The organism is Actinoplanes sp. NPDC026619 (genome assembly GCF_040638295.1).
GTDB lineage: Bacteria > Actinomycetota > Actinomycetes > Mycobacteriales > Micromonosporaceae > Actinoplanes.
In genome coordinates, this window is sequence record NZ_JBEZYA010000004.1 from 332,033 (window position 1) to 354,594 (window position 22,562).

Genomic DNA, 22,562 nt, shown 5'->3' on the forward strand with positions numbered 1-22,562 from the left:
GCGTGCGTTACCGGCAACAGTCTTTATAGATAGACCGCCGTCGGTCAACCGGATCCCCGGAATTCGACCCTTATTTACACCTTTTCGAAGAGGTTGGGCAACTTGGTGGGCTCCCAGCCGGGCAGCGAGGTGTGCGACTCGAGCACCTTGTAGGTCGCACCCGCGAAGGTGACCAGGTCGCCGGCCGAATACGCCGTGAACGGCTTCCAGGGGGCGGCGGCGGGCGGCGCGGGCGGTGCCGTGGTCGTCGGCGGTGCCGTGGTCGGCGCGGTCGTCGGTTCCGTCGTCGCGGGCGGCGCGGTGGTCGGCGCGGTGGTCGGTGCCGTGGTCTCGGGCGGCGCGGTGGTCGTCGGTGGTGCCTCGGTCGGCGTCGTCTCGGTGGGCTCAGCCGTCGGCTCGCCTGACGGCTGAGCCGACGGAGAAGAGGCCGTCGGCGGGCCGGACGGGCTCGTGAACACCTGCACGAAGTCGACCTGCATGCGCCCGGCCGAATCCCCGTTCGTCGCCAGGTTCAGCACCAGGGTCAGCGGACCGCCCGCGTCCTGCCGGTTCAGCCGCAGGCTCGGCTTCCCGTCGACCGACCAGACCACCGTCTCCGGTGACCAGTCCAGGTCGTACGTGTGGAAGTTGCGCCCGGACGTCGGGTCGATGCCGCCGTCGATGGTCTCAAGCGTGCCCGACGGCACCCGCCCGTTCGCGTCGAGCAGCGAGAACGCCCGCCACACCCCGTTCTTGCGCTGCACCTTGATCCGCGCCTCGGCGTGGCCGAACGCGTCGGTGAACGTCTGCTTGGAGCGCAGCAGCCGGCTGACCGAAAGCTCGCCGTCCTTGATCTGCGCGCCGCTGCTGACCGGGGTGCCGTTGTCCTTCAGCAGCGCCCACTTGGCGAGGTCGAGGCCGCCGTTGGTGAAGTCGTCGGCGAAGGCGCTGCGGCCGAATCGCGCGGTGGTCCGATGGTGCGTGGTCGCCGAGGCGACGTCGTCCCGGGACGGGATCCAGACGGCCGCGACCAGGCCCGCTGCGGCCACCGCGAGGACCGCCACGGTTCGCGGCCGGGACAACCAGCCGGGCGTGCCGGAGCGATGACGTGCCTCGTGCACCATTGGCCCCCCTCAGGTGAATGCAGCCACACTTTGTTGAGGCGACGCCCAAGAGGCAAGATCAAGGGAGGAGTTTTAAGCTTCTCTTAAGGAAACCCGACTCGACACCCGAACGACCGTTCCGCCATTTCCGGTGATCAGCGTGAATGTGTCGGTCAGCTCCTCCGCCAGCCACAGCCCCCATCCACCGGGTTGGGTCGCTGCAGGTCGCACCGGCATCTCCGGCGCGGCCTCGGGAAGTCCCGTACCCGTGTCGCGGACCTCGCACACCACCGAATCGCCGGCCCTCCACAGCGCGACCGTGCCCAGGCCACCGCCGTGCCGGACGGCGTTGGTCAACAATTCATTGACGGCGACCACGAAATCGTCGAGCCGCTCGCCGCCCAGGCCGGCGCCGGCCGCGCAGGACGCGACGGTATGCCGCAGCGCGGTGATCGAGCTGTGGTCGAACGTCTCGTTGAGCAGAACTTCGGTGCTGATGAGTCGACGTTAAGCGACGCCGGATCTTCCTGCAGGGCGGGCCCCGCCGGACCGGTCGGATGTGGCAAGGTCGGCGGATGCGGCAGGGGCGGGACAACGGATTTCAGGCGCCGTTGTGGAGAGCGATCGCGGTCTATCGCATTGCCGCGCTGACCTACGCCACGATCCTGGTCGTCCGCAATGTCGCGCACTATCAGCGGCCCGTCCTCGCGTGGCCGGTGGTGGCGGTCATGCTGGCGTGGACGGTCTTCACGACGTACGCCTATGCGAATCCCGTCCGCCGTCGCCCGCCGTTGCTGATCGCCGACCTGTTGCTCACCGCGGCGGCCCTGGCCGCCAGCGTGCCGGTGGTCGGCCGGCAGGCGCTCGAGGAGGGCAAGCCCACCCTCGCCGTCGCCTGGCACGTCGCGCCCGTGCTCGCCTGGGCGGTGGCCGGCGGTCGGCGGGCCGGCATCACCGGCGCGCTCCTGATGGGCGCCACCGACCTGATCGTTCGCGCCCACCGCGACCAGGCCGCGCTCACCGGCTCGGTGCTGATGTTGCTGGCCGCGATCGCGGTCGGTTACCTGGTGCGGATAGCCGAGGTCGCCCAGGAACGGCTGCAACGCGCCATCGAGCTGGAGGCCGCCACCCGGGAGCGGGAACGGCTGGCCCGCGACATCCACGACTCCGTGCTGCAGGTCCTGGCGCTGGTGAAACGGCGTGGGGCCGGGCTCGACGGGGAGGCCGGCGAGCTGGCCCGGCTGGCTGGCGAGCAGGAGGCGAAGCTGCGCAGCCTGGTCGCCGCGCGCTCGGTCCCGGCCGACGGCGACGACGGCACCGACCTGATGACGCTGCTGAGCCGGCAGGAGTCGCCGAACGTGACCATCTCCGGCCCGGCCGAACCGGTCCGGCTGCCGCCCGGCACCGCCCGCGAGATCGCCGCGGCGGTTGCCGCCGCCCTGGACAACGTGGAACGCCACTGCGATCCCGGCACCCGGGTCTACATCCTCGTCGAGGACGCGCCGGACGAGGTCGTGGTGACCGTGCGAGACGACGGGTGTGGCATCGAGACCGACCGGCTGTCGCAGGCGCAGGCGCAGGGCCGGCTCGGGGTGGCGCAGTCGATCCGGGGCCGGATCGAGGACCTGGGCGGCACCGTCGCGATCGTCTCCGCGCCCGGTCAGGGCACCGAGGTGGAGATGACGGTGACTAGGCTGACCTGATGGTCCGGGTGATGGTGGTGGACGACCACCCGATGTGGCGTGAGGGTGTGAGCCGCGATCTCGCCGCGGCCGGCTACGAGGTGGCGGCCAGCACGGGCGAGGGGCAGCAGGCCGTGCGGATTGCCGCGGCGGCCCGCCCCGACGTCGTGGTGCTGGACCTGCAGTTGCCGGATGTCTCGGGCGTCGAGGTGATCAACGGGCTGCGAGGTGCGCTGCCGTCGGTGCGGATCCTGATGCTGTCGGCGAGCGGGGAGCAGCAGGACGTCCTCGACGCGATGAAAGCCGGCGCGAACGGATATTTACTGAAATCCGCGGGCTTGGCGGAATTCTTGGACGCGGTGGCGCGGACGGCTGCCGGTGACACGGTATTCACCCCGGGACTGGCCGGCCTGGTGCTCGGTGAGTTCCGGCGACTGGCCGCCGAGCCAGACAAATCAGATGAAACGACGCCAAAGCTCACCGAGCGTGAGACCGAAGTTCTGCGGCTCGTCGCGAAGGGCCTGTCCTACCGCCAGATCGCCGAGCGGTTGGTGCTCAGCCATCGCACCGTGCAGAACCACGTCCAGAACACGCTCGGCAAGCTTCAGCTGCACAACCGGGTCGAGCTGACCCGTTACGCCATCGAGCAGGGCTTGGATTAGTCGAAATCCGGCGCGTTGGTCTCGTGCATGGCCAGCTCCTCGGCGCTCGCGCCGCCGCCGGCCGCGCCCGCGTCGTAAGCCACGCTGTCCGCCTCGTCGTCGAAGCCGTAACCCTCGTCCGTCGCCACCAGGCGACCGACCGGCTCCGGGTCGTCGTCGTCCAGCTGGCCGTCGTCGTAGAGGGAGATCTGCGACTTCGGGTCCGAGGTCGGGCTGGCGCCCCACACATCGGCGTCGAAGTCACGCTGCTCCGAGCTGTCCACCGTCTCGTCGACCGGGTCGCGGGTCGGGGGCAGCGGGTCCTCGGCCCCGACGTCCGGCACCTCCTGCTTGAGCCGGTAGTCGAGGGACTCGCCCTCGCGCGCCTCCTCGGCCGTGTCGCCGAACCGGTTGGAGCCACCCGGGCCCACCCCGGCCAGCGCGGCCGGGTCGGCGCCGTCGGCCCAGCGGGTGCTCTCGACGGAGTCGTAGGCGTTGGAATCGTCGTCCGCCGTCCCCGGAAGACCCGAAGACTCCGGGTCGGACACCTCAGACGGATAGTCGTTGTCTCGCATGGTCGCAATCTACCCGCGGCCGGGCCCAGTCATGCCCGTGCCGTCGTCCGCGATCAGCGCCCACACCACTTTGCCGTCGGTCAGCGAAAGACTGCCCCACCGGCTGGCTACCGAATCGATCAGCAGCATGCCCCGCCCGCCGTAGGAGGTCGGCGCCGGCGCCCCGGTGAACGACGGAACGGTCCCCGAATGGTCCCGCACGGCCACGCTGACGCCGTCCCCGTGCGCCGCGACCAGCAGAATCATCGAGGTGTGCGCGTGCTGCACGACGTTGTTGACCATTTCGGTGACGACGATGCACGCCGACCCGGCCAGGTCGCTGCGATCCCACTCGTCGCAAGCGCTGCTGATCAGCTCCCGCGACCGCCGGGCCGCCCCGACCTGCGGCTCCAGATCGACACTCACCCGATGATTTGCGGCCGGCGCCCCGAGCTGGGCAAACGCCTGGTCACTGTCCGGCCACACCGGCCAGCCCACGCTCTGCCACACGGTAGCGTCCCGCACGTTGCACAGCGTGAGCCGCGCGGCCGGCCAGTCGGCGGTGTCCCGGCGCACGTCGCGCAACACCGCAACGGCCGCGGGATCACTCACCTCGAGCCCACCAACATCAACCACCACGGCCTCGGGCTGCCCGGCAAGCACATCGAGCAGCGCGGACCGCACCTCCGGCGCGGACGCCACGTCGAGCACCCCAGCCAGCCGGAGCAGCGGATACGGCTGATCGCTGTCTACCAGGTAGTGCACCTCGCTCGACATGATCGCTCCATTGTGCATAACCTGCCCCCTCCCCGCATTTCGGCGCGTCCGAGGAGAACCGTCAGTCGATCCTTGTTTCCCCTCATTCGGGACATAAGCGCCCGATGGGCATGGTCGAGATGTACCCCACACCTCTGCTCTCATGCACGATTACGCTCCGCGGCCCCACGAGGATCAACTTCCCTTAGCCAGTACGCAGCGAATCGCCCCCGCCAAACCCCGCCCGCCCCGCCCCCACAGCGCGACCACCTGCCAAAACAGCCCGCAGCGCGCCCATCGCGCAAGGCGATTCGGCCGCGAGAGGTCTCTGAAGCGCCGGGCGCGGCAAAATCCCAAGACTTGCGAATGCGCAGCCGTGCCGGCTCGCCCAGAGCCCGTCGCCCGGTCAGTGGCCGGTCGGCGCCGTTCGGAGCGGAGTGGTCGCGTCCGGGCGGCGCGGGGTGGCCGTCGCATGGTGGTGCTGTGGCTCCGCGTAGCGGGTCAGCCCGATCACCGCGGCCAGCGTGGTCACGAAGCCGACCGCGGCCAGCCAGCCCAGCCCTTCGTGGATGCGGTCGCCCAGCAGCAGCAGGCCGACGATCGCCGCCGGAACCGCCCCGGCCGCGTCCATGGCAGCCACCGCGGCCGTGGTCGAGCCGCGCTGCATGGCCAGCCCGAGAAGCAGCTGCCCCACCAGGGAGTGGATCACCAGGAGGTAGAGCAGCGGATTCGTGAAGAATTCGGCTGCCGAGTGCTCGTTCGCCAGCGGCCGGGCCGCGATCGCCGCCGCCGAGAAATCGACGCCGGCCAGCGAACCCAGCACTACGGAGCCGAGCGCGCCATGGAGCCGTACGGCAAAGTAGCCGGCCGCCGCGATCACCAGAACCGACGCGCCCAGAAGGACCACGACGACCGCCCCGAGCCGGCGCGAATGCGCCGGCTCCGCCGCAATGACCAGGGCGGTGATCCCCGCGAGCAGCAGGGTGAGAAGCAGGACCTCGGCGGCGGGCAGGGTCCATTTCAGGACGAGTACGCCGAGCAGAGCGGTAACCCCGAGCCCCGCGGCAACGCTGGCCTGCACGAGGAAGAGCGGAAGATCCCGCCGGGCGAGGAAGGCGAGCACGAACCCGAGCGTCTGACAGCCGATGCCGAGCAGGTAGGTGCGCTGCCCCGCGAGCCGGACGAGCAGCCCCGGATCAAAGGTGTGGTGCACGGTGGTCTTGGCCGCCGCTGCCGATTGCAGCAGGTTAGCCACCCCATACGCCAAGATCATGGCGGCGAGGAAGAACCAGCCCGGAGACACCACCTGACGCACGATAGTGGAGTTCCCCACCCCGCCGAGCCCTAACCCCAGCCTCCGGCCCCGCCAGAGCGCCCTTTTCGCCTCGCTAAGTCACGCCGCAATGCCCCCTGCCCGATCTTCAGCCTCCAAACACGGGCTCCGAGGGCGGCGGTGGGTCAGCGCTGGCGGGTTGTCAGGGCGGTGAGGATCGTTTCGTGCAGTAGGCCGTTGGTGGCGATGGCTGCGGTCTTGTCGCCGGCCGGGCGGCCGGTCAGTTCGGTGATGGTGCCGCCGGCCTCGGTGATGATCGGGATGAGCGCGGCCACGTCCCAGAGCGACAGCTCCGGCTCGATCATGATGTCCAGGGCGCCCTCGGCCAGCAGCATGTAGCCGTAGAAATCGCCGTAGGCGCGGCTCCGCCAGGTGTTGAGAGCGAGATCGACGACCGGCTCGAGGCGGCCGGTGTCGGCCCAGCCGTTCAGGCTGGCGTAGCAGAAGCTGGCGTCGGCGAGCCGCCCGACGCCGGAGACGTTGATGCGGGTGGCCGCGTGCTGGTGCTTCCCGGCGAACGCGCCGTGGCCCCGCGCCGCCCACCAGCGCCGGCCGAGCGCCGGCGCCGAGACCAGCCCGGCAACCGGGGTGTCGCCTTCGAGCAGCGCGATGAGGGTGCCCCAGATCGGCACGCCGCGCACGAAGTTCTTGGTGCCGTCGATCGGGTCGATCACCCACCGGCGGCTGCCCCGCCCGGCGGCCGCCACGGTGCTCCCGAACTCTTCGCCGAGCACCCCGTCCCGCGGCCGGGCCCGGGCGAGCGTCCCGCGAATGGCCTGCTCGACGGCCGTGTCGGCATCGGAGACCGGAGTGAGATCGGGTTTCGACTCCACCCGCAGGTCGAGTGCCCGGAACCGCCCCATCGAGATCGAGTCGGCGGTGTCGGCGAGCAGGTGAGCGAGCGCAAGGTCGTCGGCATATCCGGCCATGCGTCGCACGCTAGCCGATCCCCGGCCCGACCGTCTCGCGCGCCCGCACCGCACGGACGGCCGCGGCGGGTCAGGCTGGGAGTTCGGGCTCCGGGTGGTCTCGGAAGTCCAGGTCGCCGGCTCGGGAAGCGAGCAGGCGGCGGTAGGACGCCAGGCGGCGGGGGTCGGCCTTGCCAGCGGCCACCCAGGCGTCCAGGTGGCAGTCGGCGTCGCTCGCGGTGTGGCCGCAGTTGGGCTGGTCCTCCAGGGTGCCTTCGACCAGGTCGGGGAAGCCGTGCAGGAGACTCTCGGCGCTCACGTGGGCTAGGCCGAAGCTGCGGATGCCGGGGGTGTCGATGATCCAGCCGGGGTCCTTGCGGGAACGGCCCACCAGCGGCAGCCGGAGGGCGACGGCGCTGGTCGACGTGTGCCGCCCTTTGCCGATCGCGGAGACCACGCCGACGGCTCGCAGCGCGTCCGGGACCAGGCGGTTTACCAGGGTGGACTTGCCGACGCCGGAATGGCCGACCATCACCGAGATCTGGCCGGCCAGGCGTCCGCGCAACTCGGCCAGGTCGCTGTCCGGCTGGACCAGCACGTGCGGCAGGTCGAGCTCGGCGTAGTAGTCGAGGACCGCGGCCGGGCCGGCCAGGTCGGCCTTGGTCAGGCAGAGCAGCGGCTCGATGTCGGCGTCGTAGGCCGCCACCAGGCAGCGGTCGATGAAACCGGTTCGCGGCGGGGGATCGGACAGGGCGCTGACGATCACCAGCTGGTCGGCGTTGGCGACCACCACCCGCTCGAGGCGACCCTCGGGGGTGGTGTCGTCGTCGTCCGCGGTGCGGCGCAGCACCGACGTGCGCTCGGCGATGCGGACGATGCGAGCGAGGGCGCCCGCATCACCCGTCACGTCGCCGACCAGCGCCACCCGGTCGCCGACGACGACCGACTTGCGGCCCAGCTCGCGCGCACGCATCGCGGTGATGATCGGGCTGTCGACCGCGGCGTCCTCGCGCACGCAGCCGTACCGCCCGCGGTCGACGGTGATGACCAGCCCGTCGATGGCGTCGTCGTGTTTGGGCCTGGTTCGGGTACGCGGGCGCGACGAACGGCCCGGACGGATCCGGACGTCGTCCTCGTCGTACTCCCGCTTGCGTGCTGGCAGGGTCTAGCTCCTCGCCACGAGTCCCGCCCAGAGTTCGGGGAACTCGGGCAACGTCTTCGACGTACACGCTACGTCGGTGAGCTCTATGCCCGGCACGGCGAGTCCGATAACTGCGGCGGCGTGCGCCATGCGGTGATCGGCGTAGGTCTCGAACGAGGTCGCCCGCAGCGGCCGCGGCTCGATGCGCAGCCCATCGGCGAACTCGGTGATCTCCGCGCCGGCCTTGCTCAGCTCGGCGGCGAGCGCGGCGATGCGGTCGGTCTCGTGGCCGCGGATGTGCGCCACCCCGCGCAGCTCGCTGGGGCCCTCGGCGAGCGCGGCCAGCGCCGAGATCACCGGCGTCAGCTCGCTCACCTCGGACAGGTCGGCGGTGATGCCGCGCAGCGTGCCGGTGCCGCGGACGGTCAGGCCCGCCGCGCCCTGCGAGACGTCGGCGCCGAGCGCGGTGAGCAGCTCGGCGAGGCGCTCGACCGGCTGCCAGCTCGACGCCGGCCAGCCGGCCAGGGTCACGGCTCCACCGGTGACCATGGCGGCGGCGAAGAACGGAGCGGCGCCGCTGAGGTCGGGCTCGATCACCCAGGTGCGCCCGGCGAGGGGGCCCGGCGAAACCGTCCACACGTCGGACACCGACTCGTCGACCTGAGCGCCGGCGGCGCGCAGCATGTGGGTCGTCATCCGCAGGTGCGGCGCGGACGGGACCGGCGGGCCCTCGTGCCGCAGCACCAGGCCCTTGGTGAAGCGGGGCGCGGACAGCAGCAGGCCGGAGACGAACTGGCTGGACGCCGACGCGTCGATCACCGCCTCGCCGCCCTCGACCAGGCCGGCGCCGTGCACGGTGAGCGGCAGGCCACCGGTGTCGGACGCGTCGATCGACACGCCGAGCGCACGCAGCGCCTCGACGATCGGGCGCAGCGGCCGGTTGCGCGCGTGCGGGTCGCCGTCGAACTCGATCACGCCGTCGGCCAGCGCGGCCGCCGGCGGCAGGAACCGCATGATCGTGCCGGCCAGGCCGACGTCGACCCGGGCGGGGCCGCGCAGCGGGCCGGGCTCGATCGCCCAGCGGTCGTCGGCCCCGGTGTCGACCGCGACGCCGAGCGCGCGCAGACCGGCGGCCATCAGCTCGGTATCTCGTGCGCGCAGCGGCCGCTCGATCACCGACGGGCCGCCGGCCAGCGCGGACAGGATGAGCGCGCGGGCGGTCATCGACTTGGAGCCGGGCAGCCGCACGGTCGTGGTGACCGGGGCGGACGCGGTCGGTGCGAGCCAGGGGCGAGGTTCAGCAGTCACGGTGGACATTCTGCCTTCGGGGTACGACATTTCCCCGGCGTATTCCCGCCCCCCGGGATCAGTTCGGAAGGCGTACCGTACCGACTCATGTGCGGGCGGTACGCGACGACGCGGAGCGAAGCCGACCTCAGCGACCTCTTCGACGCCGTCGACGTCACCGAAGGGCTGGGGCCGAGCTGGAACGTCGCGCCCACCGATCCGGTCCCGCTCGTGCGCATCTCCGATGATCAAAAAGTGCTCGACACCGCGCGCTGGGGCCTGATCCCGCACTGGGCCAAGGACGCCCGCGGCGGCGCCAAGATGATCAATGCTCGCTCCGAGACGGTGGCCACCTCCCCGGCCTTCGCCCCGTCGTTCGCCCGCCGCCGCTGCCTGGTCCCGGCGGACGGCTGGTTCGAGTGGGTCCGCACCGGCAAGCAGCGCCAGGCGTTCTACATGACCCCGGCCGACGGAAGTGTGCTCGCGTTCGCCGGCATCTGGGCGCCGTGGGAGTCCCAGCGGACGTGCAGCGTCCTCACCGCCGCCGCGCGCGGCGGGCTCGAGCGGGTGCACGACCGCATGCCGCTGATCCTGCCGCCCGATCGCTGGGCCGACTGGCTGGCCGGCGGCGGCGACCCGGCCGAATTGTTGCAGCCGATTACCGACCGTGAACTCGCGACCATCGAGGTGCGACCGGTCGGTCCCGCGGTGGGCAACGTGCGCAACAACGGCCCGCACCTGCTGGCGCCTCCGCCGGAGTTGATCCCGGAGACAACGCTCTTCTGAACTCTCATGATCAACAGCGGTCTTTGTTGAAATATGTACACATTTCAAGCTGCGAACTTTGTTTCGAGATAGATAAGCCCCTTGTTCTGATCTTCCCCGGTGCGATACAAACCAGCGCCGGAGTGGTGCCGGTCCGCACGGTGCGGGCATGTCACCACGCGCATTACCGGTCCCACGGGGGAGGTGGGCTGATTTGACACGGGCTCGTATGCCGCGTCCACACGAAGTAGCCATCGCTCGACGCGATCCGCGACTTCTCGAAGCGATCCAGGAACGCCGCACCGATGAGGCTTGGCGCACACGTGGCGCCTGCCGCAGCGTGGATCCGGAGACGTTCTTTCCGGCTCCGAACGAGCCGTCCGAGGGCGCGATATCGCTCTGCGGGACGTGCACGGTGCAGGGTCCATGCCTGGCCTGGGCACTACAGGTGGGCGATTGCCATGGCGTCTGGGGCGGCACCACGCCCCGAGAACGCCGCGCCATGTTGGTCGCCTGGCGCGAACGCGTCCGGCCGGACGGGGCAACCGTCGATGACGGCCCGGACGAGGAGGATCGTCGTCTGCTCACGCTCATCCCGCTGAGTCGCTGATGCCGCAGCGGGCACTGCTGCTTGTATAGGGCGGTGACCAGCACCGAAATCGAGACGCCGCGCGGACCGGCCGGAATTCGCCTTGTGGATCCGGCCGGCCCGCCCGTCAGCCTGCTCTTTCTCGGCCACGGCGCGGGCGGCGGCGTCGACGCGCCCGACCTGGTCGCGCTGACCGAAAAAGCAACCGCTTCAGGCGTACGCGTGGTGCTCGTCACCCAGCCGTACCGCGTCGCCGGACGACGAGCGCCCGCACCGATCGCGCAGCTCGACGAGGCGTGGGAAGCGGTGATCGCGAAGTACCGCGTACCCAAGCTGCCGTTGATCTTCGGGGGCCGGTCCAGCGGAGCGCGAGTCGCGTGTCGCACCGCGGCCACCCTCGGCGCCGCGGGGGTTATCGCCCTGGCGTTTCCGCTGCACCCGCCGGGCAAGCCGGAGAAGAGCCGAGCCGCCGAACTGCCCACCGCCGTGCCCACGCTGGTCCTCAACGGCGACCGCGACCCCTTCGGCATGCCCACCCCAGTCGCCGGCGTCGAGGTCGCCGTCCGCCCCGGCGCCACCCACGACCTGCGCAAGGGCGTGGCGGAGACGGCAACCATCGCTGTCGACTGGCTGCGCACCCACGGTTGGGCAAGCTGAACCAGAGTCGCGTTGCGCCTCTCGACAACGACCTCTCGGGGCGCAACACCCGCCGAGCGAGGCGAGGCCATCAAGCCCGGAATGCAAGTTGCGCGGTCGTGGTTATAAGACCCGCGAGCTTGTATCGCGAAAGGGGTTTGTTCAGGTGGTTGCCGGTACCAAGCGCGATGACCGTGAGGTCACCCGAGTACGTGAACTGCTGACCGGACCGGCGTGGCCGGCCGCCGAAAGCGCCATGCCATCGGTGAGTGTCAGCACACCCGCGGTTTTCTCAGCGTCTCCTGGGGCACTACCCGTATCCTCGGCGGGGCAGTCGAGGGGAGAGTCGAGGGTGGCCCAAACAGAGCGTACGGAGGAGCGCCGCGCGCGCTTCGAGCGGGACGCGTTGCCGTTCGTGGATCAGCTCTATGCGGCCGGTCTGCGGATGACGCGCAATCCGGCCGACGCGGAGGACCTGGTGCAGGAGACGTTCTTGAAGGCGTACTCCGCGTTTCACCAGTTCGAGGAGGGCACCAACCTCAAGGCGTGGTTGTACCGAATCCTGACCAATACCTACATCAACTCCTACCGGCGTAAGCAGCGTCAGCCGTTGCAGGCGCCGACCGAGGAGATCACCGACTGGCAGTTGGCCTCGTCGGAGTCGCACACGTCGGTGGGTCTGCGTTCAGCCGAGACCGAGGCGCTCGATCGCCTGCCGGACAGCGACATCAAGAACGCCCTTCAGCAGTTGCCGGAGGATTTCCGGCTCGCCGTGTACCTCGCCGATGTCGAGGGTTTCTCGTACAAGGAGATCGCCGACATCATGGGTACGCCGATCGGTACGGTCATGTCGCGGCTGCACCGCGGCCGGCGCAATTTGCGCAAGCTCCTCGAGCAGTACGCCGTCGATCGCGGCATTACCCGGACCGCATCGGAACCGCAGGAGGCGTGACGCGAGATGAGCGGCGTTAACGGCGACGAGAAAGAGCCCGATTGCGGCTTCGTCCTCAGCGAGGTCTATCTCTACCTCGATCTGGAGTGCAGCGAGGATCGGCGCTCGCTGATCCAGAAGCACCTGGACGACTGCACCGGGTGCCTGCGGGAGTACGGCATCGAGCACGAGGTGAAGGCCCTGGTGGCCCGCTGCTGCGGCGACGAGACGGCGCCCCGTGAGCTACGCGAGCGGTTGCGGATCAAGCTCGACCAACTGGAAGTCCAGGTCGAGACCCGGGAGTACCTCCCGTAGCGGGAGTAACCGACGACGACGAAGGCCCGGCGATGCAGATCGCCGGGCCTTTCCGTATGTCTGCAACAAACTCAGCTGTTCGGGCGCTTGCCGTGGTTGGCGGCGCTCTTCTTACGGGCCTTCTTCTTGCGGGACTTCTTCGCCATGGCGGACTCCTGTTCGTTGCACGTTTCCCGGCCCGATCGTAGTCGGCGTGCCGCGCCGGGCCGGACTCGGCCGTGGTTGGATGACCTGACGAACGTTCGACGAGGAGGGTTCCGATGGCGGACGAGGTCCGGGCCGAGATGGTGGCCAACGTGTGGAAGGTCGTGGCGTCGGCCGGCGACACGGTCGCCGAGGGCGACACCCTCGTGATCCTCGAGTCGATGAAGATGGAGATCCCGGTGATCGCCGAGTCCGACGGCACGGTTTCTCAGCTGGCCGTCAACGAGGGCGACGTGGTGCAGGAAGGCGACCTGATCGCCGTGATCGGTTAGGTGCGGCGCCAGCGCAGCAGAAGGCGGCTGCGCGGGCGTGGGCGCGGGATCACCCGGATCATCCCGGCGGCCGTCTTACGGACCGCCGGGTCGAGGTCGGGCGTGGCCAGGGCCAGCTCGGCCACTGTGCGTGAGCCGGGGCGGCCGGCCACCTCGGCGAGCCGGCCGGCAACGATCGCGGCCACGTCGGCCCGGGCGTCCGGGTCGATCCAGGCCGACACGATCAGCGCGAACAGCGCCGCCTCGGTGACCCGGTCGAGGCCGCCCTCGATCAGCTCGAGCAGAAGCTTGCGGCGTGCCGAGTCGAGCCACGGCTCCTCGGCCCCGTGGTGCAGCAGCCCGAGGCAGGCCCAGATCTCCGCGGCGGCCACGTCGACCGGCGGGTGGGCGAGGACGGCGAGCAGGTCGTAGGGCTGCACCATGATCAGCTGCACGGCGGCGTCGTAGGCGGCCGGCGGGTTCGACCAGGACAGCGAGGCGACCTGGCGCAGCCGGCGGACCGCCTCGTCGGACGGCGCGTCGGCGGCCTGCGCGTTGCCGCGGGGCAGCGGGGCCGCGGCGGGAGTGCCGCCGAGCCAGGGGACGCCGCGGCAGCAGTCGGCGAGGTCGGTGTGCTCGTGCGACTCGTCGGGGTGGTCGCGGATGAAGTCGGCGAGCCGCACCAGGTGGGCGAGATCGCCGTCGGCGCGGTGCCGCAGCCGGTGCGCGGTGTGCACAGCGCAGTCGTAGTCGGGGTCTTTCTCCAGGGCCCGGTCGACCCAGCTCAGCGCGTCGGTGAGGCGGCCGTTGTCGGCGAGGGTGCCGGCGATGTCGGCGTACACCGAAAGGTCGTCGGGGTCGTGGGTGACCGCCCGGCGCAGCGCGGCCAGCGCTTCCGGCACCTTGCCGGCGCTGCGGTAGGCGTAACCGAGCCAGATCTCGGCGAGCTTGGACGGCCGGACCCGGGCGCCGTGGGCGGCCCACTCGACGGCCAGCCCGGTCTCGCCGATCCGCCGGGCCAGGGCCGAGCCGGCGCCGAGCAGCATCGCGTGCTCCGGGTTGGCCCGCACCGCGTGCTGGGCCACGGTCAGGTAGGGCCGCAGCGTGGTGCGGGTGCGCTCGGGCGCCGGATCGCCGACGGCGGTGCACAGCCGCATGAGAAGTTGGACGAGCATGCCGGGGTCGACGCGGCCGCCGAGGGCCGGGTCGCCGACCCAGGGGACGCCGGCCCAGTCGGCGCCGGGCGCGCGGCCGCTGGCCGCGGCGAGCAGGGGCAGACCCTCATCGGGATGGCCGGAGGCGGCGAGCAGGTGGGCGCGGGCGGCCAGCCCACCGGGAGTCACGTGCGGGGCCAGCGGGAACAGCGCGAGGCCGCCGCCGGGCAGGGCGGCGAGGCGGCCGAGCAGCTCATGGGCCTCGGGGAGGGTGGGCGCGTGGGTGAGCGCCCCGGCCAGATGGTCGGCGGCCTGCTGCGGCTCATCTCGCGCCAAAGCGGATCTTGCCTGCTCAAGTGCGCGGTCGGCAGCGCGGCGTACATCCACGAACGAAGACACTAGGGGAAGAGGGGCCTGAATGTCAGGCCCAGTCCTTGCTCATTAGTGCTCGAAACGTTGACTAACCGAGCTACTTATTGCAAGACTGCGCAGCAACTGCGCGGAGATGCGCTCACCAGGGGAGGAAAAGTGACCCAGCGAGGTCGGGGCATGGCGGCGGACATCGCGGAACAACCGGGCGGATTCGCACGCCTGCTCGACGCCGAACACCTCTCCGTGATCGCCGAAGTGGCCGCCGAGGTGGCGAAACGGAAGCCACGGAATGTGATGTTCGTCGGCCGGGGCACGTCCGACCACGCCGCGCTCTACGGGGCATACCTCACCGAGATCCGGCTCGGCCTCCCGGTCGCCAGCGCGTCACCCAGCGCGATCACGCTCTACGGCGCCCGGCCCGACTTCAGCGGCACGCTGGTGATCGGGGTCAGCCAGAGCGGCGGCTCGCCCGACCTCACCGGGGTGCTCACCGCGGCCCGGGAGAACGGCGGGCTCACCCTCGCGGTCACCAACAACCCCGACTCGCCGCTGGCCCGGGCGGCGGAGCTGTCCATCGACGTGGCCGCCGGGCACGAGCGGGCGGTCGCGGCCACCAAGACGTACACCGCCGAGCTTCTCGCTCTTCTGCTGCTCATCGAGGGTGTCCGGGCCGGGGACGGGCGACTGCCCGACGACGAGCGCGCCGCGCTGGACAAGCTGCCGCAGCTGGCCGACGACGCGCTCGCCGACCCGGCCGCCGACGAGCTGGCCCAGCGCTACCGGTTCGCCTCGCGGATGGTGACCACCGGCCGGGGGTACGCATACCCGACCGCCCGGGAGGCCGCCCTCAAGCTGATGGAGACGTCCTACCTGCCGGCTCTCGCGTTCTCCGGCGCCGACCTGCTGCACGGCCCGCTGGCGATGGCCGACCCGGACGTGCCGGTGCTGGCCGTGGTCGGCGACGGCCCGGGCGGCCGGGCGATGCGCGACGTGGTCGACCGGCTCGCCGAGCGCCGCGCCGACGTGGTGACGATCGGGGCCAGCGACATCGAGGGCGCCTCCGGTCGGCTGGCTGTGCCCGCGGTCGCCGACGAGCGGTACAGCGCCCTGCTCGACATCCTGCCGCTGCAGAAGCTCGCTCTCGCCCTGGCGCTCGCCCGCGGCGAGGACCCCGACGCGCCGCGTGGACTCAAGAAGGTAACGAGCACCCTGTAGAACTAAGGGCGTGTCCACCCTGCGCGATTTGGCCGAGGAGCACACCGGCCTCGGCCCCGCCGACATCGACCACCTGCACCGGCTCGCCGGCGACTGGCAGTTGCTGAGCGACCTGTCCTTCGCCGACCTGCTGTTGTGGGTGCCGGTGCGGAGCGAGCCGGGCCGGGGGCGCGAGTTCCTCTGCGTCGCCCAGGTCCGGCCGACCACCGCGCCGACCGCGTACCAGGACGACCAGGTCGGCAAGATCGTCGGCGGGCCGGAGGTGGCCCACCTCGACATCGCCTTCACCCAGGAGCGCATCTGGCGGGAGGGCGACCCGGTCTGGTACGGCGACACCCCCGCCCGGCACGAGGCCATCCCGGTGCGGCTGCGCGACGAGAAAGATCGCGAGGAGGGCTGGAGCGAGGTCATCGCGGTGATCGGCCGGGACACCAACCTGTCCACCGCGCGCACCCCGAGCCAGCTCGAGCTCAACTACCTGACCACGGCCGACGACCTGGCGCAGATGGTGGCCGACGGCACCTTCCCGCCGCCGCGGCACCCGGGCGAGACCACCTCGGCGCCGCGGGTCGGTGACGGCCTGATCCGGCTCGACGCGAGCGGCAAGGTGACGTACGCCTCGCCGAACGCCCAGTCCGCCTACCGCCGGCTCGGCTTCAACGCACACCTGGTCGGCGAGGAGCTGTCGATGCTGACCAGCCGGCTCGCCGCCGACCCGCTGGAGGGCAACGACACCGCCGAGCGGATGCACGCGTCGCTGCGCGGCGAGTTCCCGCCCCGCCAGGAGGTGGAGGCCCGCGGCGCGACCGTGCTCACCCGGGCGCTGCCGCTGCTGCCGGCCGGCGTGCCGATCGGCGCGCTGGTGCTGGTCCGCGACGTCACCGAGGTCCGCCGCCGCGATCGGGCCCTGATGACCAAGGACGCCACCATCCGGGAGATCCATCACCGGGTGAAGAACAACCTGCAGACCGTGGCCGCGCTGCTGCGCCTGCAGGCCCGCCGGGTGGATTCGCCGGAGGGCAAGATGGCGCTCCAGGAGTCGGTGCGCCGGGTCGCCTCGATCGCCCTGGTGCACGAGACGCTCTCGATGTCGAGCGACGAGGCGGTCGAGTTCGACGGCATCGTCGACCGGGTGGCCACCGCGGCGACCGAGGTGGCGGCGACCAACTTCACGGTCAAGATGCGCCGCGAGGGCACCTTCGGCGTGCTGCCGGCCGAGATCGCCACGTCGCTGGTGATCGTGGTCAACGAGCTGCTGATCAACGCGGTCGAGCACGGCTTCCCGGCCTCCGACGAGGACAACGACAACGTGCCGCTGGACACCGAGCGGGCCGAGGTCGGCGAGGTGGTCGTCTCGGCGCACCGCTTCCGCAAGCAGCTGCACGTCACGGTGGCTGACAACGGCCAGGGCCTGCCGGACGGCTTCCGCGCCGAGTCGAGCAGCAACCTGGGCCTGCAGATCGTCCGCGCGCTGGCCACCGGCGAGCTGCGCGGCAGCATCGAGTTGCGCAACCGGGCCGGTGGCGGCACCGAGGCCGTCCTGGTAGTGCCGCTAGGAAAGCGGTAGTGCCGCTAGGAAAGCGTTAGAAGCGTGACGGTGAAGCCGCGGACCCGCCAGGAGCCCGAACGCTGGTAACCGGCCAGCGCCGCTTTGGCGCTGCTGGAGAGCTGGTTGGTGACGGTCGCCCGGAACGCCGGCGAGAGGTTGTCGGCGGCCACCACCCAGACCCGCTGGGTGCTGCCCAGACACTTCGCCGCGTCGGCGCACTCGGTCGCCCACAGCGACGCGTTCGCCACCTCGTCCGAGGCCAGCAGCACGTCCTTCGGCGCCCGGTCGCCCAGGTAGTACTCCAGGCCGAGGTCGGTCATCTGCCAGCCGCGGCGGGGCGCGTAGATGATTCCGTCGCCGGCCTGCTGGTGCGTCAGGACCACCTCGGCGGCGGCCCGGTAGTCCGACGACGAGTGCGCCCGCCGGATCGACCGCTGCGACGGCGCACCCACGGCGGCGACCACCAGGACCGGCACGAGGGCCCACGGCAGGCGGAACGGCGCCAGCGCGGCGCCGGCCAGGGCACACAGCAGGGGTACGACGAACAGCAGGTAACGGGCCACGAAGATGGGTGCGACGAAATGGTCGTACGCGTAGAGCGTCCCGATCGGCAGCACCACCGCCGACCAGAGCACCAGGACCGGCGCCCCCGGTGACCGGCGTGGCGCGGCGACGGCCAGCAGTCCCACCAGCACGGTCACCGCCGGGACCAGGAAGATCGCTCCGATCGCCCGGGCCAGCTCCGGCAGCGTGGCCGCGGTCAGCCAGTTCAGCTGCGCCGACTGCTCGCCCAGCCCGGCCGAGGTCATCGGCAGCACCACGCCGGCCGCGGCGACGAGCGCGAGCAGCCACCACAGCACCCGCAGCCGGCCCCCGCGCCGGACCGCCACCAGCACCAGCACCGCGTGCCCGGTCAGCACCAGCAGGCTGAGCAGGTGGGACAGGCCGGTCAGCGCCACCGCCAGGCCGTAGCTGGTCCAGACCCACCAGCGCTCGAGGGCGATCGCCAGCAGCAGGGTGGCCAGCGCGGCGAAGAGCGCCGCGAACGCGTACCCCCGGATCTCCTGCCCGTAGCGGGAGACCGCCGGCACGACCGCGAACAGCAGGCCGGCGAGCAGGCCGGCCCGTTCACCCCACCAGCGCCGGGCGAGCAGGGCCACGACCGCCGCCGTCGCGGTCATCGCGATGACCGACGGCACCCGCATGGCGATCACCGAGTCGCCGAACAACCCGATCCAGACGTGCAGGAACAGGTAGTAGGGCACGGTGACGCCGTCGATGTTGCGGCCCAGCTCGGAGATCTCCCCGACCGTCCGGCCGGCCGCGCTCCAGCTGGCCATCTCGTCCCGCCAGGGCTCCGGTGTGCCCGCGCGCCAGCTCACCACCAGCGCGGTGAACAGCGCGGGGAGCGCCCAGGAGAGGGGTCGAGCAAGCTTCACGGAGAGAGAGAATTGCAGGTCGGCCTGTGTGCTCGGGCGCACACTCCCGGAATCTGGACCGTACTGGCCCAGAATGCCGACGCGTGAGAGGCTTACCGACATGACCGCTGCCGTTGACCGCCGCTTCGTGGCCCGTCGCCACGTTGATTACGGCCGCGTCCGCAGCGCGATGTGTCCGGCTTACTGACGCCGCCCGATTTGAGTCCGGGCGTGCCAGACGTGCCGGCACTCTCCTGACACAGATGTCACGAGTCCTCCAAATGCCGCAAGCGTCGAAGCGCGCCCACCGACACCCGGAGGACCGCCGACATGGCGCCCAGCAGCACCCCAGCTACACCGACCGCCCGCCCCCGTAAGGCGCGCGGCGAGGGTCAGTGGGCGCTCGGACACCGCGAGCCGCTCAACCCCAACGAGCGCAGCAAGAAGGACGACAACCCGCTGAACGTCCGCGCGCGGATCGAGAACATCTACGCGCACCGCGGTTTCTCCTCGATCGACCCGGCCGACCTGCGTGGCCGGTTCCGCTGGTGGGGGCTCTACACCCAGCGCAAAGCCGGGATCGACGGCGGCCGCACCGCGATCCTCGAGCCGGAAGAGCTCGAGGACGAATACTTCATGCTGCGGGTCCGGGTCGACGGCGGCGCGCTCAACCTGGCCCAGCTGCGCGCCATCGCCGGCATCTCCACCGAGTTCGGCCGGGACAGCGCCGACATCACCGACCGGCAGAACATCCAGCTGCACTGGATTCGGGTCGAGGACATGCCGGAGATCTGGCGCCGGCTCGAAGCGGTCGGCCTGCAGACCACCGAGGCGTGCGGCGACTGTCCCCGGGTCGTGCTCGGTTCGCCGGTCGCCGGGGTCTCCGCCGACGAGGTGATCGACGCGACGCCGGCGATCGACGAGATCGTCAAGCGGTACGTGGGCGACCCGGCCTATTCCAACCTGCCGCGCAAGTTCAAGTCGGTCATCTCCTGGCTGCCGGACGGGCCCTACCAGGCCAACGACATCTCGCTCGTCGGCGTCGTGCACCCCGACCACGGCCCCGGCTTCGACCTGTGGGTCGGCGGCGGGCTGTCCACCAACCCGCGGCTGGCCGAGCGCCTCGGCGTCTGGGTGCCGCTGGGCGAGATCCCGGACGTCTGGGAGGGCGTGATCGGGATCTTCCGCGACTACGGCTACCGCCGGCTGCGGCACCGCGCCCGCCTGAAGTTCCTGCTCGCCGACTGGGGCGTGGAGAAGTTCCGCGAGGTCCTGGAGAAGGAATACCTCGGCCGGGCGCTGATCGACGGTCCGTCGCCGGAGCTTCCGGAGCGGCCGATCGACCACATCGGGGTGCACAAGCAGCGCGACGGGCTCAACTACATCGGCGCCGCGCCGGTGGTCGGCCGGTCCTCGGGCACGCAGCTGTCGAAGCTGGCCGACCTCACCGAGGCGGCCGGGTCCGACCGGGTGCGGCTCACGCCGTACCAGAAGCTGCTTGTCCTTGATGTGGTTGATGACAACGTCGAGGGCTTGATCCGCGGGCTGCGCGGGATCGGGCTCGAGGCGCGGCCGTCGGCCTGGCGGCGGGGCACGATGGCCTGCACCGGCATCGAATATTGCAAGCTCGCCATCGTCGAGACCAAGGCGCGCGGCGAGGAGCTGGTCGCCCGGCTCGAGGAGCGGCTGGCCGACTTCGACGCCGACATCTCGGTGCACATCAACGGCTGCCCCAACGCCTGCGCCCGCACCCAGGTCGCCGACATCGGCCTCAAGGGCCAACTGGTCATGAACGCGCACGGCGAGCAGGTCGAGGGCTTCCAGATCCACCTCGGCGGGGCGCTCGGCATGGCCAAGGGCGAGACCGCCGGTTTCGGCCGCAAGCTGCGCGGCCTCAAGGCAACGGCCGACGAGCTTCCGGAGTACGTCGAACGCGTCGCCCGCAACTACCTGGACAACCGCACCGACCGTGGTGAGACGTTCGCCACCTGGGTGATGCGGGCCGAGGAGGCGCTTCTCAAATGAGCGACGCCCGATCCGCCCCGCTCTACTGCCCCTACTGCGGTGAAGAGGACCTTCGCCCCAACGAGGCTTCGCACGGCGCCTGGGAGTGCCACTCCTGCGCCCGAGTTTTCACGGTCAAGTTCAACGGGTTGCTGTCCAAGGGAGTAAACCGATGACAGTCATGGCCACCTCACTCAATCTCATCGGCCTCGGCCCGGCTGCCATCGCAGGCCGGCGCACTCCCGAGGAGCTCAAGGCGCTCGCGCTCGACGCCGCCGTCGCGCTCGAGGGCGCCCCGGCCGAGCAGATCGCCAAGTGGGCGACCGACACGTTCGGCGCGCGCTTCTGCGTCACCAGCTCGATGGCCGACGCCGTCGTGGCCCACCTGTTCTCCCGGGTCGCGCCGGGCGTGGACGTGGTCTTCCTCGACACCGGCCTGCATTTCCCGGAAACGCTGAAGGTGCGCGACATCGTCGCCGCCACGATGGACGTCAACGTGCGCTCGATCCGCCCGAACATGACGGTCGGCCAGCAGGACGGCGAGTTCGGCCCGCGGCTGTTCGCCCGCAGCCCCGACGAGTGCTGCTTCATGCGCAAGGTGGAGCCGCTCGAGCGGGCCCTCAGTGAGTACGACTCGTGGGCCACCGGCCTGCGCCGCGACGAGTCGCCGACCCGCGCCAACACGCCGGTCGTCACGTTCGACGCCAAGAAGGGCAAGGTCAAGGTCAACCCGATCGCGGCCTGGACCCAGGCCGACGTCGACCGTTACATCAGCCGGTGGAACGTGCCGGTCAACGAGCTGTTCAAGAAGGGCTACGGGTCGATCGGCTGCTGGCCGTGCACCCGGCGCACCAAGGCCGGCGAGGACCCGCGGGCCGGCCGCTGGGCGATGTTCGAGAAGACCGAATGCGGCCTGCACGTCTGACCGTCGTTCTCGTCGCCCACGGCAGCCGCGACCCGCGGGCCGCCGTGGCGACCGAGGCGCTGGCCCGCGCGGTCGGCCGCGCCCACCCGTCGTGGGAGGTGCGTGCGGCCTATCTCGACCATGCCGGCCCGCGCCCGCTCGACGTCCTGGCCGGGCTGGCGCCGGGTAGCCGGGCCGTCGTGGTGCCGCTGCTGCTGACGAAGGCCTACCACGGCCGGATCGACATTCCCGCGGTCCTGCACGCGGCGGCGGCCCTGCCCGTCTCGGTGACCCTGGCCGAGGTGCTCGGCCCGCAGCCGGCCCCGGTGGCCGGCCTGCCGCCGGTCCCGCCGCTCCTGATCGACGGCCTGATCCGCCGGCTGCCGTCACTCGCGAGCCTCGACGCCGTCGTCCTCGCCGCGGCCGGCACACGCAACGCGGCCGCCCGCGCCACGGTCGAGTGGGCCGCGGACGCTCTCAGCGCACGCCTGAGCCTCCCGTGCGTCGTGGCCTACTCCTCGGCCGCCCCGCCGCTTCCGGCCGCCGTTGTGGATCTCCTGAGGGCTTCCGGCGCCCGCCGCATCGGCATGGCCGCCTACTTCCTGGCTCCGGGCTACCTCTACGACCTGGCGGCCGAGTCAGCCCGAGGGGCGGGTGCGGTGGCGATCGCCGCTCCGCTGACCGACGCCCTCGAACTGGTCCACCTCGTGGCAGCCCGGGTCAACGCGGTAGTCGCCCGGGCCTCTGTCGCGGCCTGAGAGTGCCCTACGGGTGTCGGTTTGACCGCAACCATGCACGCAGGTCGCCGTGGTGGGGTGAGCGTTCTGGACGCGCCAGCGGCCTGCTCGCCGCGCCGCGGTCCTGGCGGGAG

23 protein-coding genes are annotated in these 22,562 nt (G+C 71.2%); 13 read left to right on the top strand and 10 right to left on the bottom strand.

What is annotated here, in order from left to right:
- Positions 1-74: 74 nt before the first annotated feature.
- Positions 75-1,103: a carbohydrate-binding protein gene (locus AB0E90_RS12215; RefSeq protein WP_360403080.1), complete on the bottom strand. Its 1,029-nt coding sequence runs from the start codon at positions 1,101-1,103 to the stop codon at positions 75-77.
- A gap of 72 nt (positions 1,104-1,175) precedes the next feature.
- A complete protein-coding gene (locus AB0E90_RS12220) occupies positions 1,176-1,580 on the bottom strand; it encodes an ATP-binding protein (protein ID WP_360403344.1) in 405 nt (134 codons plus the stop codon).
- Positions 1,581-1,657: 77 nt separating this feature from the next.
- On the opposite strand from AB0E90_RS12220, the gene AB0E90_RS12225 reads away from it, so the two are divergent.
- Both AB0E90_RS12225 and AB0E90_RS12230 read left to right on the top strand, forming a co-directional pair.
- Complete coding sequence (locus AB0E90_RS12225) at positions 1,658-2,785, top strand: DUF5931 domain-containing protein (RefSeq protein ID WP_360403082.1); 1,128 nt, start codon at positions 1,658-1,660, stop codon at positions 2,783-2,785.
- A complete protein-coding gene (locus AB0E90_RS12230; protein ID WP_360403084.1) occupies positions 2,785-3,426 on the top strand; it encodes a response regulator transcription factor in 642 nt (213 codons plus the stop codon). The genes AB0E90_RS12225 and AB0E90_RS12230 overlap by 1 nt, the downstream gene beginning before the upstream one ends.
- Here AB0E90_RS12230 and AB0E90_RS12235 read toward each other — a convergent pair.
- The 6 genes from AB0E90_RS12235 to aroA all read right to left on the bottom strand — a co-directional run bounded on the left by AB0E90_RS12235 (position 3,423) and on the right by aroA (position 9,414).
- Positions 3,423-3,980 carry a DUF5709 domain-containing protein gene (locus AB0E90_RS12235; RefSeq protein ID WP_360403086.1) on the bottom strand — a complete coding sequence of 186 codons (558 nt, stop codon included), beginning with the start codon at positions 3,978-3,980 and terminating at the stop codon, positions 3,423-3,425. The genes AB0E90_RS12230 and AB0E90_RS12235 overlap by 4 nt on opposite strands.
- Positions 3,981-3,989: 9 nt before the next feature.
- Positions 3,990-4,736 (bottom strand): STAS domain-containing protein, encoded by a 747-nt coding sequence (locus tag AB0E90_RS12240; RefSeq protein ID WP_360403088.1) that lies wholly within the window; start codon positions 4,734-4,736, stop codon positions 3,990-3,992.
- A 385-nt stretch (positions 4,737-5,121) separates the two neighbouring features.
- Positions 5,122-5,988 (bottom strand): hypothetical protein, encoded by an 867-nt coding sequence (locus AB0E90_RS12245; RefSeq protein ID WP_360403346.1) that lies wholly within the window; start codon positions 5,986-5,988, stop codon positions 5,122-5,124.
- 185 nt (positions 5,989-6,173) lie between these two features.
- Complete coding sequence (hisN, locus tag AB0E90_RS12250) at positions 6,174-6,977, bottom strand: histidinol-phosphatase (RefSeq protein ID WP_360403090.1); 804 nt, start codon at positions 6,975-6,977, stop codon at positions 6,174-6,176.
- A 70-nt stretch (positions 6,978-7,047) separates the two neighbouring features.
- Positions 7,048-8,118, bottom strand: a complete 1,071-nt coding sequence (gene rsgA, locus AB0E90_RS12255) for a ribosome small subunit-dependent GTPase A (protein ID WP_360403348.1) — start codon at positions 8,116-8,118, stop codon at positions 7,048-7,050.
- A gap of 3 nt (positions 8,119-8,121) precedes the next feature.
- On the bottom strand, positions 8,122-9,414 hold the full coding sequence (aroA, locus tag AB0E90_RS12260; RefSeq protein ID WP_360403092.1) for a 3-phosphoshikimate 1-carboxyvinyltransferase: 1,293 nt from the start codon (positions 9,412-9,414) through the stop codon (positions 8,122-8,124).
- Between the two features lie 78 nt (positions 9,415-9,492).
- On the opposite strand from aroA, the gene AB0E90_RS12265 reads away from it, so the two are divergent.
- From AB0E90_RS12265 to AB0E90_RS12290, 6 genes are all read left to right on the top strand, one after another.
- Complete coding sequence (locus AB0E90_RS12265) at positions 9,493-10,170, top strand: SOS response-associated peptidase (protein WP_360403094.1); 678 nt, start codon at positions 9,493-9,495, stop codon at positions 10,168-10,170.
- A gap of 193 nt (positions 10,171-10,363) precedes the next feature.
- Complete coding sequence (locus AB0E90_RS12270; RefSeq protein ID WP_360403096.1) at positions 10,364-10,759, top strand: WhiB family transcriptional regulator; 396 nt, start codon at positions 10,364-10,366, stop codon at positions 10,757-10,759.
- A 33-nt stretch (positions 10,760-10,792) separates the two neighbouring features.
- Positions 10,793-11,395, top strand: coding sequence for an alpha/beta family hydrolase (locus AB0E90_RS12275; protein ID WP_360403098.1), 603 nt, complete (start codon positions 10,793-10,795; stop codon positions 11,393-11,395).
- A 145-nt stretch (positions 11,396-11,540) separates the two neighbouring features.
- Positions 11,541-12,326 (top strand): sigma-70 family RNA polymerase sigma factor, encoded by a 786-nt coding sequence (locus tag AB0E90_RS12280; RefSeq protein ID WP_360403100.1) that lies wholly within the window; start codon positions 11,541-11,543, stop codon positions 12,324-12,326.
- A gap of 6 nt (positions 12,327-12,332) precedes the next feature.
- Positions 12,333-12,620, top strand: coding sequence for a mycothiol system anti-sigma-R factor (rsrA, locus tag AB0E90_RS12285; RefSeq protein ID WP_360403102.1), 288 nt, complete (start codon positions 12,333-12,335; stop codon positions 12,618-12,620).
- Positions 12,621-12,880: 260 nt separating this feature from the next.
- Positions 12,881-13,096, top strand: coding sequence for a biotin/lipoyl-binding carrier protein (locus AB0E90_RS12290; RefSeq protein ID WP_360403104.1), 216 nt, complete (start codon positions 12,881-12,883; stop codon positions 13,094-13,096).
- On the opposite strand, the gene AB0E90_RS12295 is transcribed toward AB0E90_RS12290, so the two are convergent.
- On the bottom strand, positions 13,093-14,565 hold the full coding sequence (locus AB0E90_RS12295) for a tetratricopeptide repeat protein (RefSeq protein WP_360403106.1): 1,473 nt from the start codon (positions 14,563-14,565) through the stop codon (positions 13,093-13,095). The genes AB0E90_RS12290 and AB0E90_RS12295 overlap by 4 nt on opposite strands.
- 213 nt (positions 14,566-14,778) lie before the next feature.
- On the opposite strand from AB0E90_RS12295, the gene AB0E90_RS12300 reads away from it, so the two are divergent.
- Together AB0E90_RS12300 and AB0E90_RS12305 are read left to right on the top strand one after the other, a co-directional pair.
- The gene (locus AB0E90_RS12300; protein ID WP_360403108.1) at positions 14,779-15,816 is read left to right on the top strand and encodes an SIS domain-containing protein; all 1,038 of its coding nucleotides are present in this window, start codon (positions 14,779-14,781) and stop codon (positions 15,814-15,816) included.
- Positions 15,817-15,826: 10 nt separating this feature from the next.
- Positions 15,827-17,383 carry a histidine kinase N-terminal domain-containing protein gene (locus tag AB0E90_RS12305; protein ID WP_360403110.1) on the top strand — a complete coding sequence of 519 codons (1,557 nt, stop codon included), beginning with the start codon at positions 15,827-15,829 and terminating at the stop codon, positions 17,381-17,383.
- A 5-nt stretch (positions 17,384-17,388) separates the two neighbouring features.
- On the opposite strand, the gene AB0E90_RS12310 is transcribed toward AB0E90_RS12305, so the two are convergent.
- Positions 17,389-18,804 carry a glycosyltransferase family 39 protein gene (locus AB0E90_RS12310; RefSeq protein ID WP_360403112.1) on the bottom strand — a complete coding sequence of 472 codons (1,416 nt, stop codon included), beginning with the start codon at positions 18,802-18,804 and terminating at the stop codon, positions 17,389-17,391.
- A gap of 309 nt (positions 18,805-19,113) precedes the next feature.
- Between AB0E90_RS12310 and AB0E90_RS12315 the strand changes: the two genes are divergently transcribed.
- The 3 genes from AB0E90_RS12315 (at position 19,114) to AB0E90_RS12325 (ending at position 22,449) form a co-directional block, all read left to right on the top strand.
- A complete protein-coding gene (locus tag AB0E90_RS12315; RefSeq protein ID WP_360403114.1) occupies positions 19,114-20,808 on the top strand; it encodes a nitrite/sulfite reductase in 1,695 nt (564 codons plus the stop codon).
- 151 nt (positions 20,809-20,959) lie between these two features.
- Positions 20,960-21,712, top strand: a complete 753-nt coding sequence (locus tag AB0E90_RS12320; protein WP_360403116.1) for a phosphoadenylyl-sulfate reductase — start codon at positions 20,960-20,962, stop codon at positions 21,710-21,712.
- Positions 21,694-22,449, top strand: coding sequence for a CbiX/SirB N-terminal domain-containing protein (locus AB0E90_RS12325; protein WP_360403118.1), 756 nt, complete (start codon positions 21,694-21,696; stop codon positions 22,447-22,449). Before AB0E90_RS12320 ends, AB0E90_RS12325 begins: the two co-directional genes overlap by 19 nt.
- The last annotated feature ends 113 nt before the right edge of the window (positions 22,450-22,562 follow it).

Excerpts from the sequence above, each read along its gene's own strand:
- AB0E90_RS12215 (WP_360403080.1), bottom strand. The coding sequence starts at position 1,103 with ATGGTGCACGAGGCACGTCATCGCTCCGGCACGCCCGGCTGGTTGTCC.
- AB0E90_RS12225 (WP_360403082.1), top strand. The coding sequence starts at position 1,658 with ATGCGGCAGGGGCGGGACAACGGATTTCAGGCGCCGTTGTGGAGAGCG.
- AB0E90_RS12230 (WP_360403084.1), top strand. The coding sequence starts at position 2,785 with ATGGTCCGGGTGATGGTGGTGGACGACCACCCGATGTGGCGTGAGGGT.
- AB0E90_RS12235 (WP_360403086.1), bottom strand. The coding sequence starts at position 3,980 with ATGCGAGACAACGACTATCCGTCTGAGGTGTCCGACCCGGAGTCTTCG.
- AB0E90_RS12240 (WP_360403088.1), bottom strand. The coding sequence starts at position 4,736 with ATGTCGAGCGAGGTGCACTACCTGGTAGACAGCGATCAGCCGTATCCG.
- AB0E90_RS12245 (WP_360403346.1), bottom strand. The coding sequence starts at position 5,988 with ATGATCTTGGCGTATGGGGTGGCTAACCTGCTGCAATCGGCAGCGGCG.
- hisN (WP_360403090.1), bottom strand. The coding sequence starts at position 6,977 with ATGGCCGGATATGCCGACGACCTTGCGCTCGCTCACCTGCTCGCCGAC.
- aroA (WP_360403092.1), bottom strand. The coding sequence starts at position 9,414 with ATGTCCACCGTGACTGCTGAACCTCGCCCCTGGCTCGCACCGACCGCG.
- AB0E90_RS12265 (WP_360403094.1), top strand. The coding sequence starts at position 9,493 with ATGTGCGGGCGGTACGCGACGACGCGGAGCGAAGCCGACCTCAGCGAC.
- rsrA (WP_360403102.1), top strand. The coding sequence starts at position 12,333 with ATGAGCGGCGTTAACGGCGACGAGAAAGAGCCCGATTGCGGCTTCGTC.
- AB0E90_RS12290 (WP_360403104.1), top strand. The coding sequence starts at position 12,881 with ATGGCGGACGAGGTCCGGGCCGAGATGGTGGCCAACGTGTGGAAGGTC.
- AB0E90_RS12300 (WP_360403108.1), top strand. The coding sequence starts at position 14,779 with ATGGCGGCGGACATCGCGGAACAACCGGGCGGATTCGCACGCCTGCTC.
- AB0E90_RS12315 (WP_360403114.1), top strand. The coding sequence starts at position 19,114 with ATGGCGCCCAGCAGCACCCCAGCTACACCGACCGCCCGCCCCCGTAAG.
- AB0E90_RS12320 (WP_360403116.1), top strand. The coding sequence starts at position 20,960 with ATGACAGTCATGGCCACCTCACTCAATCTCATCGGCCTCGGCCCGGCT.
- AB0E90_RS12325 (WP_360403118.1), top strand. The coding sequence starts at position 21,694 with ATGCGGCCTGCACGTCTGACCGTCGTTCTCGTCGCCCACGGCAGCCGC.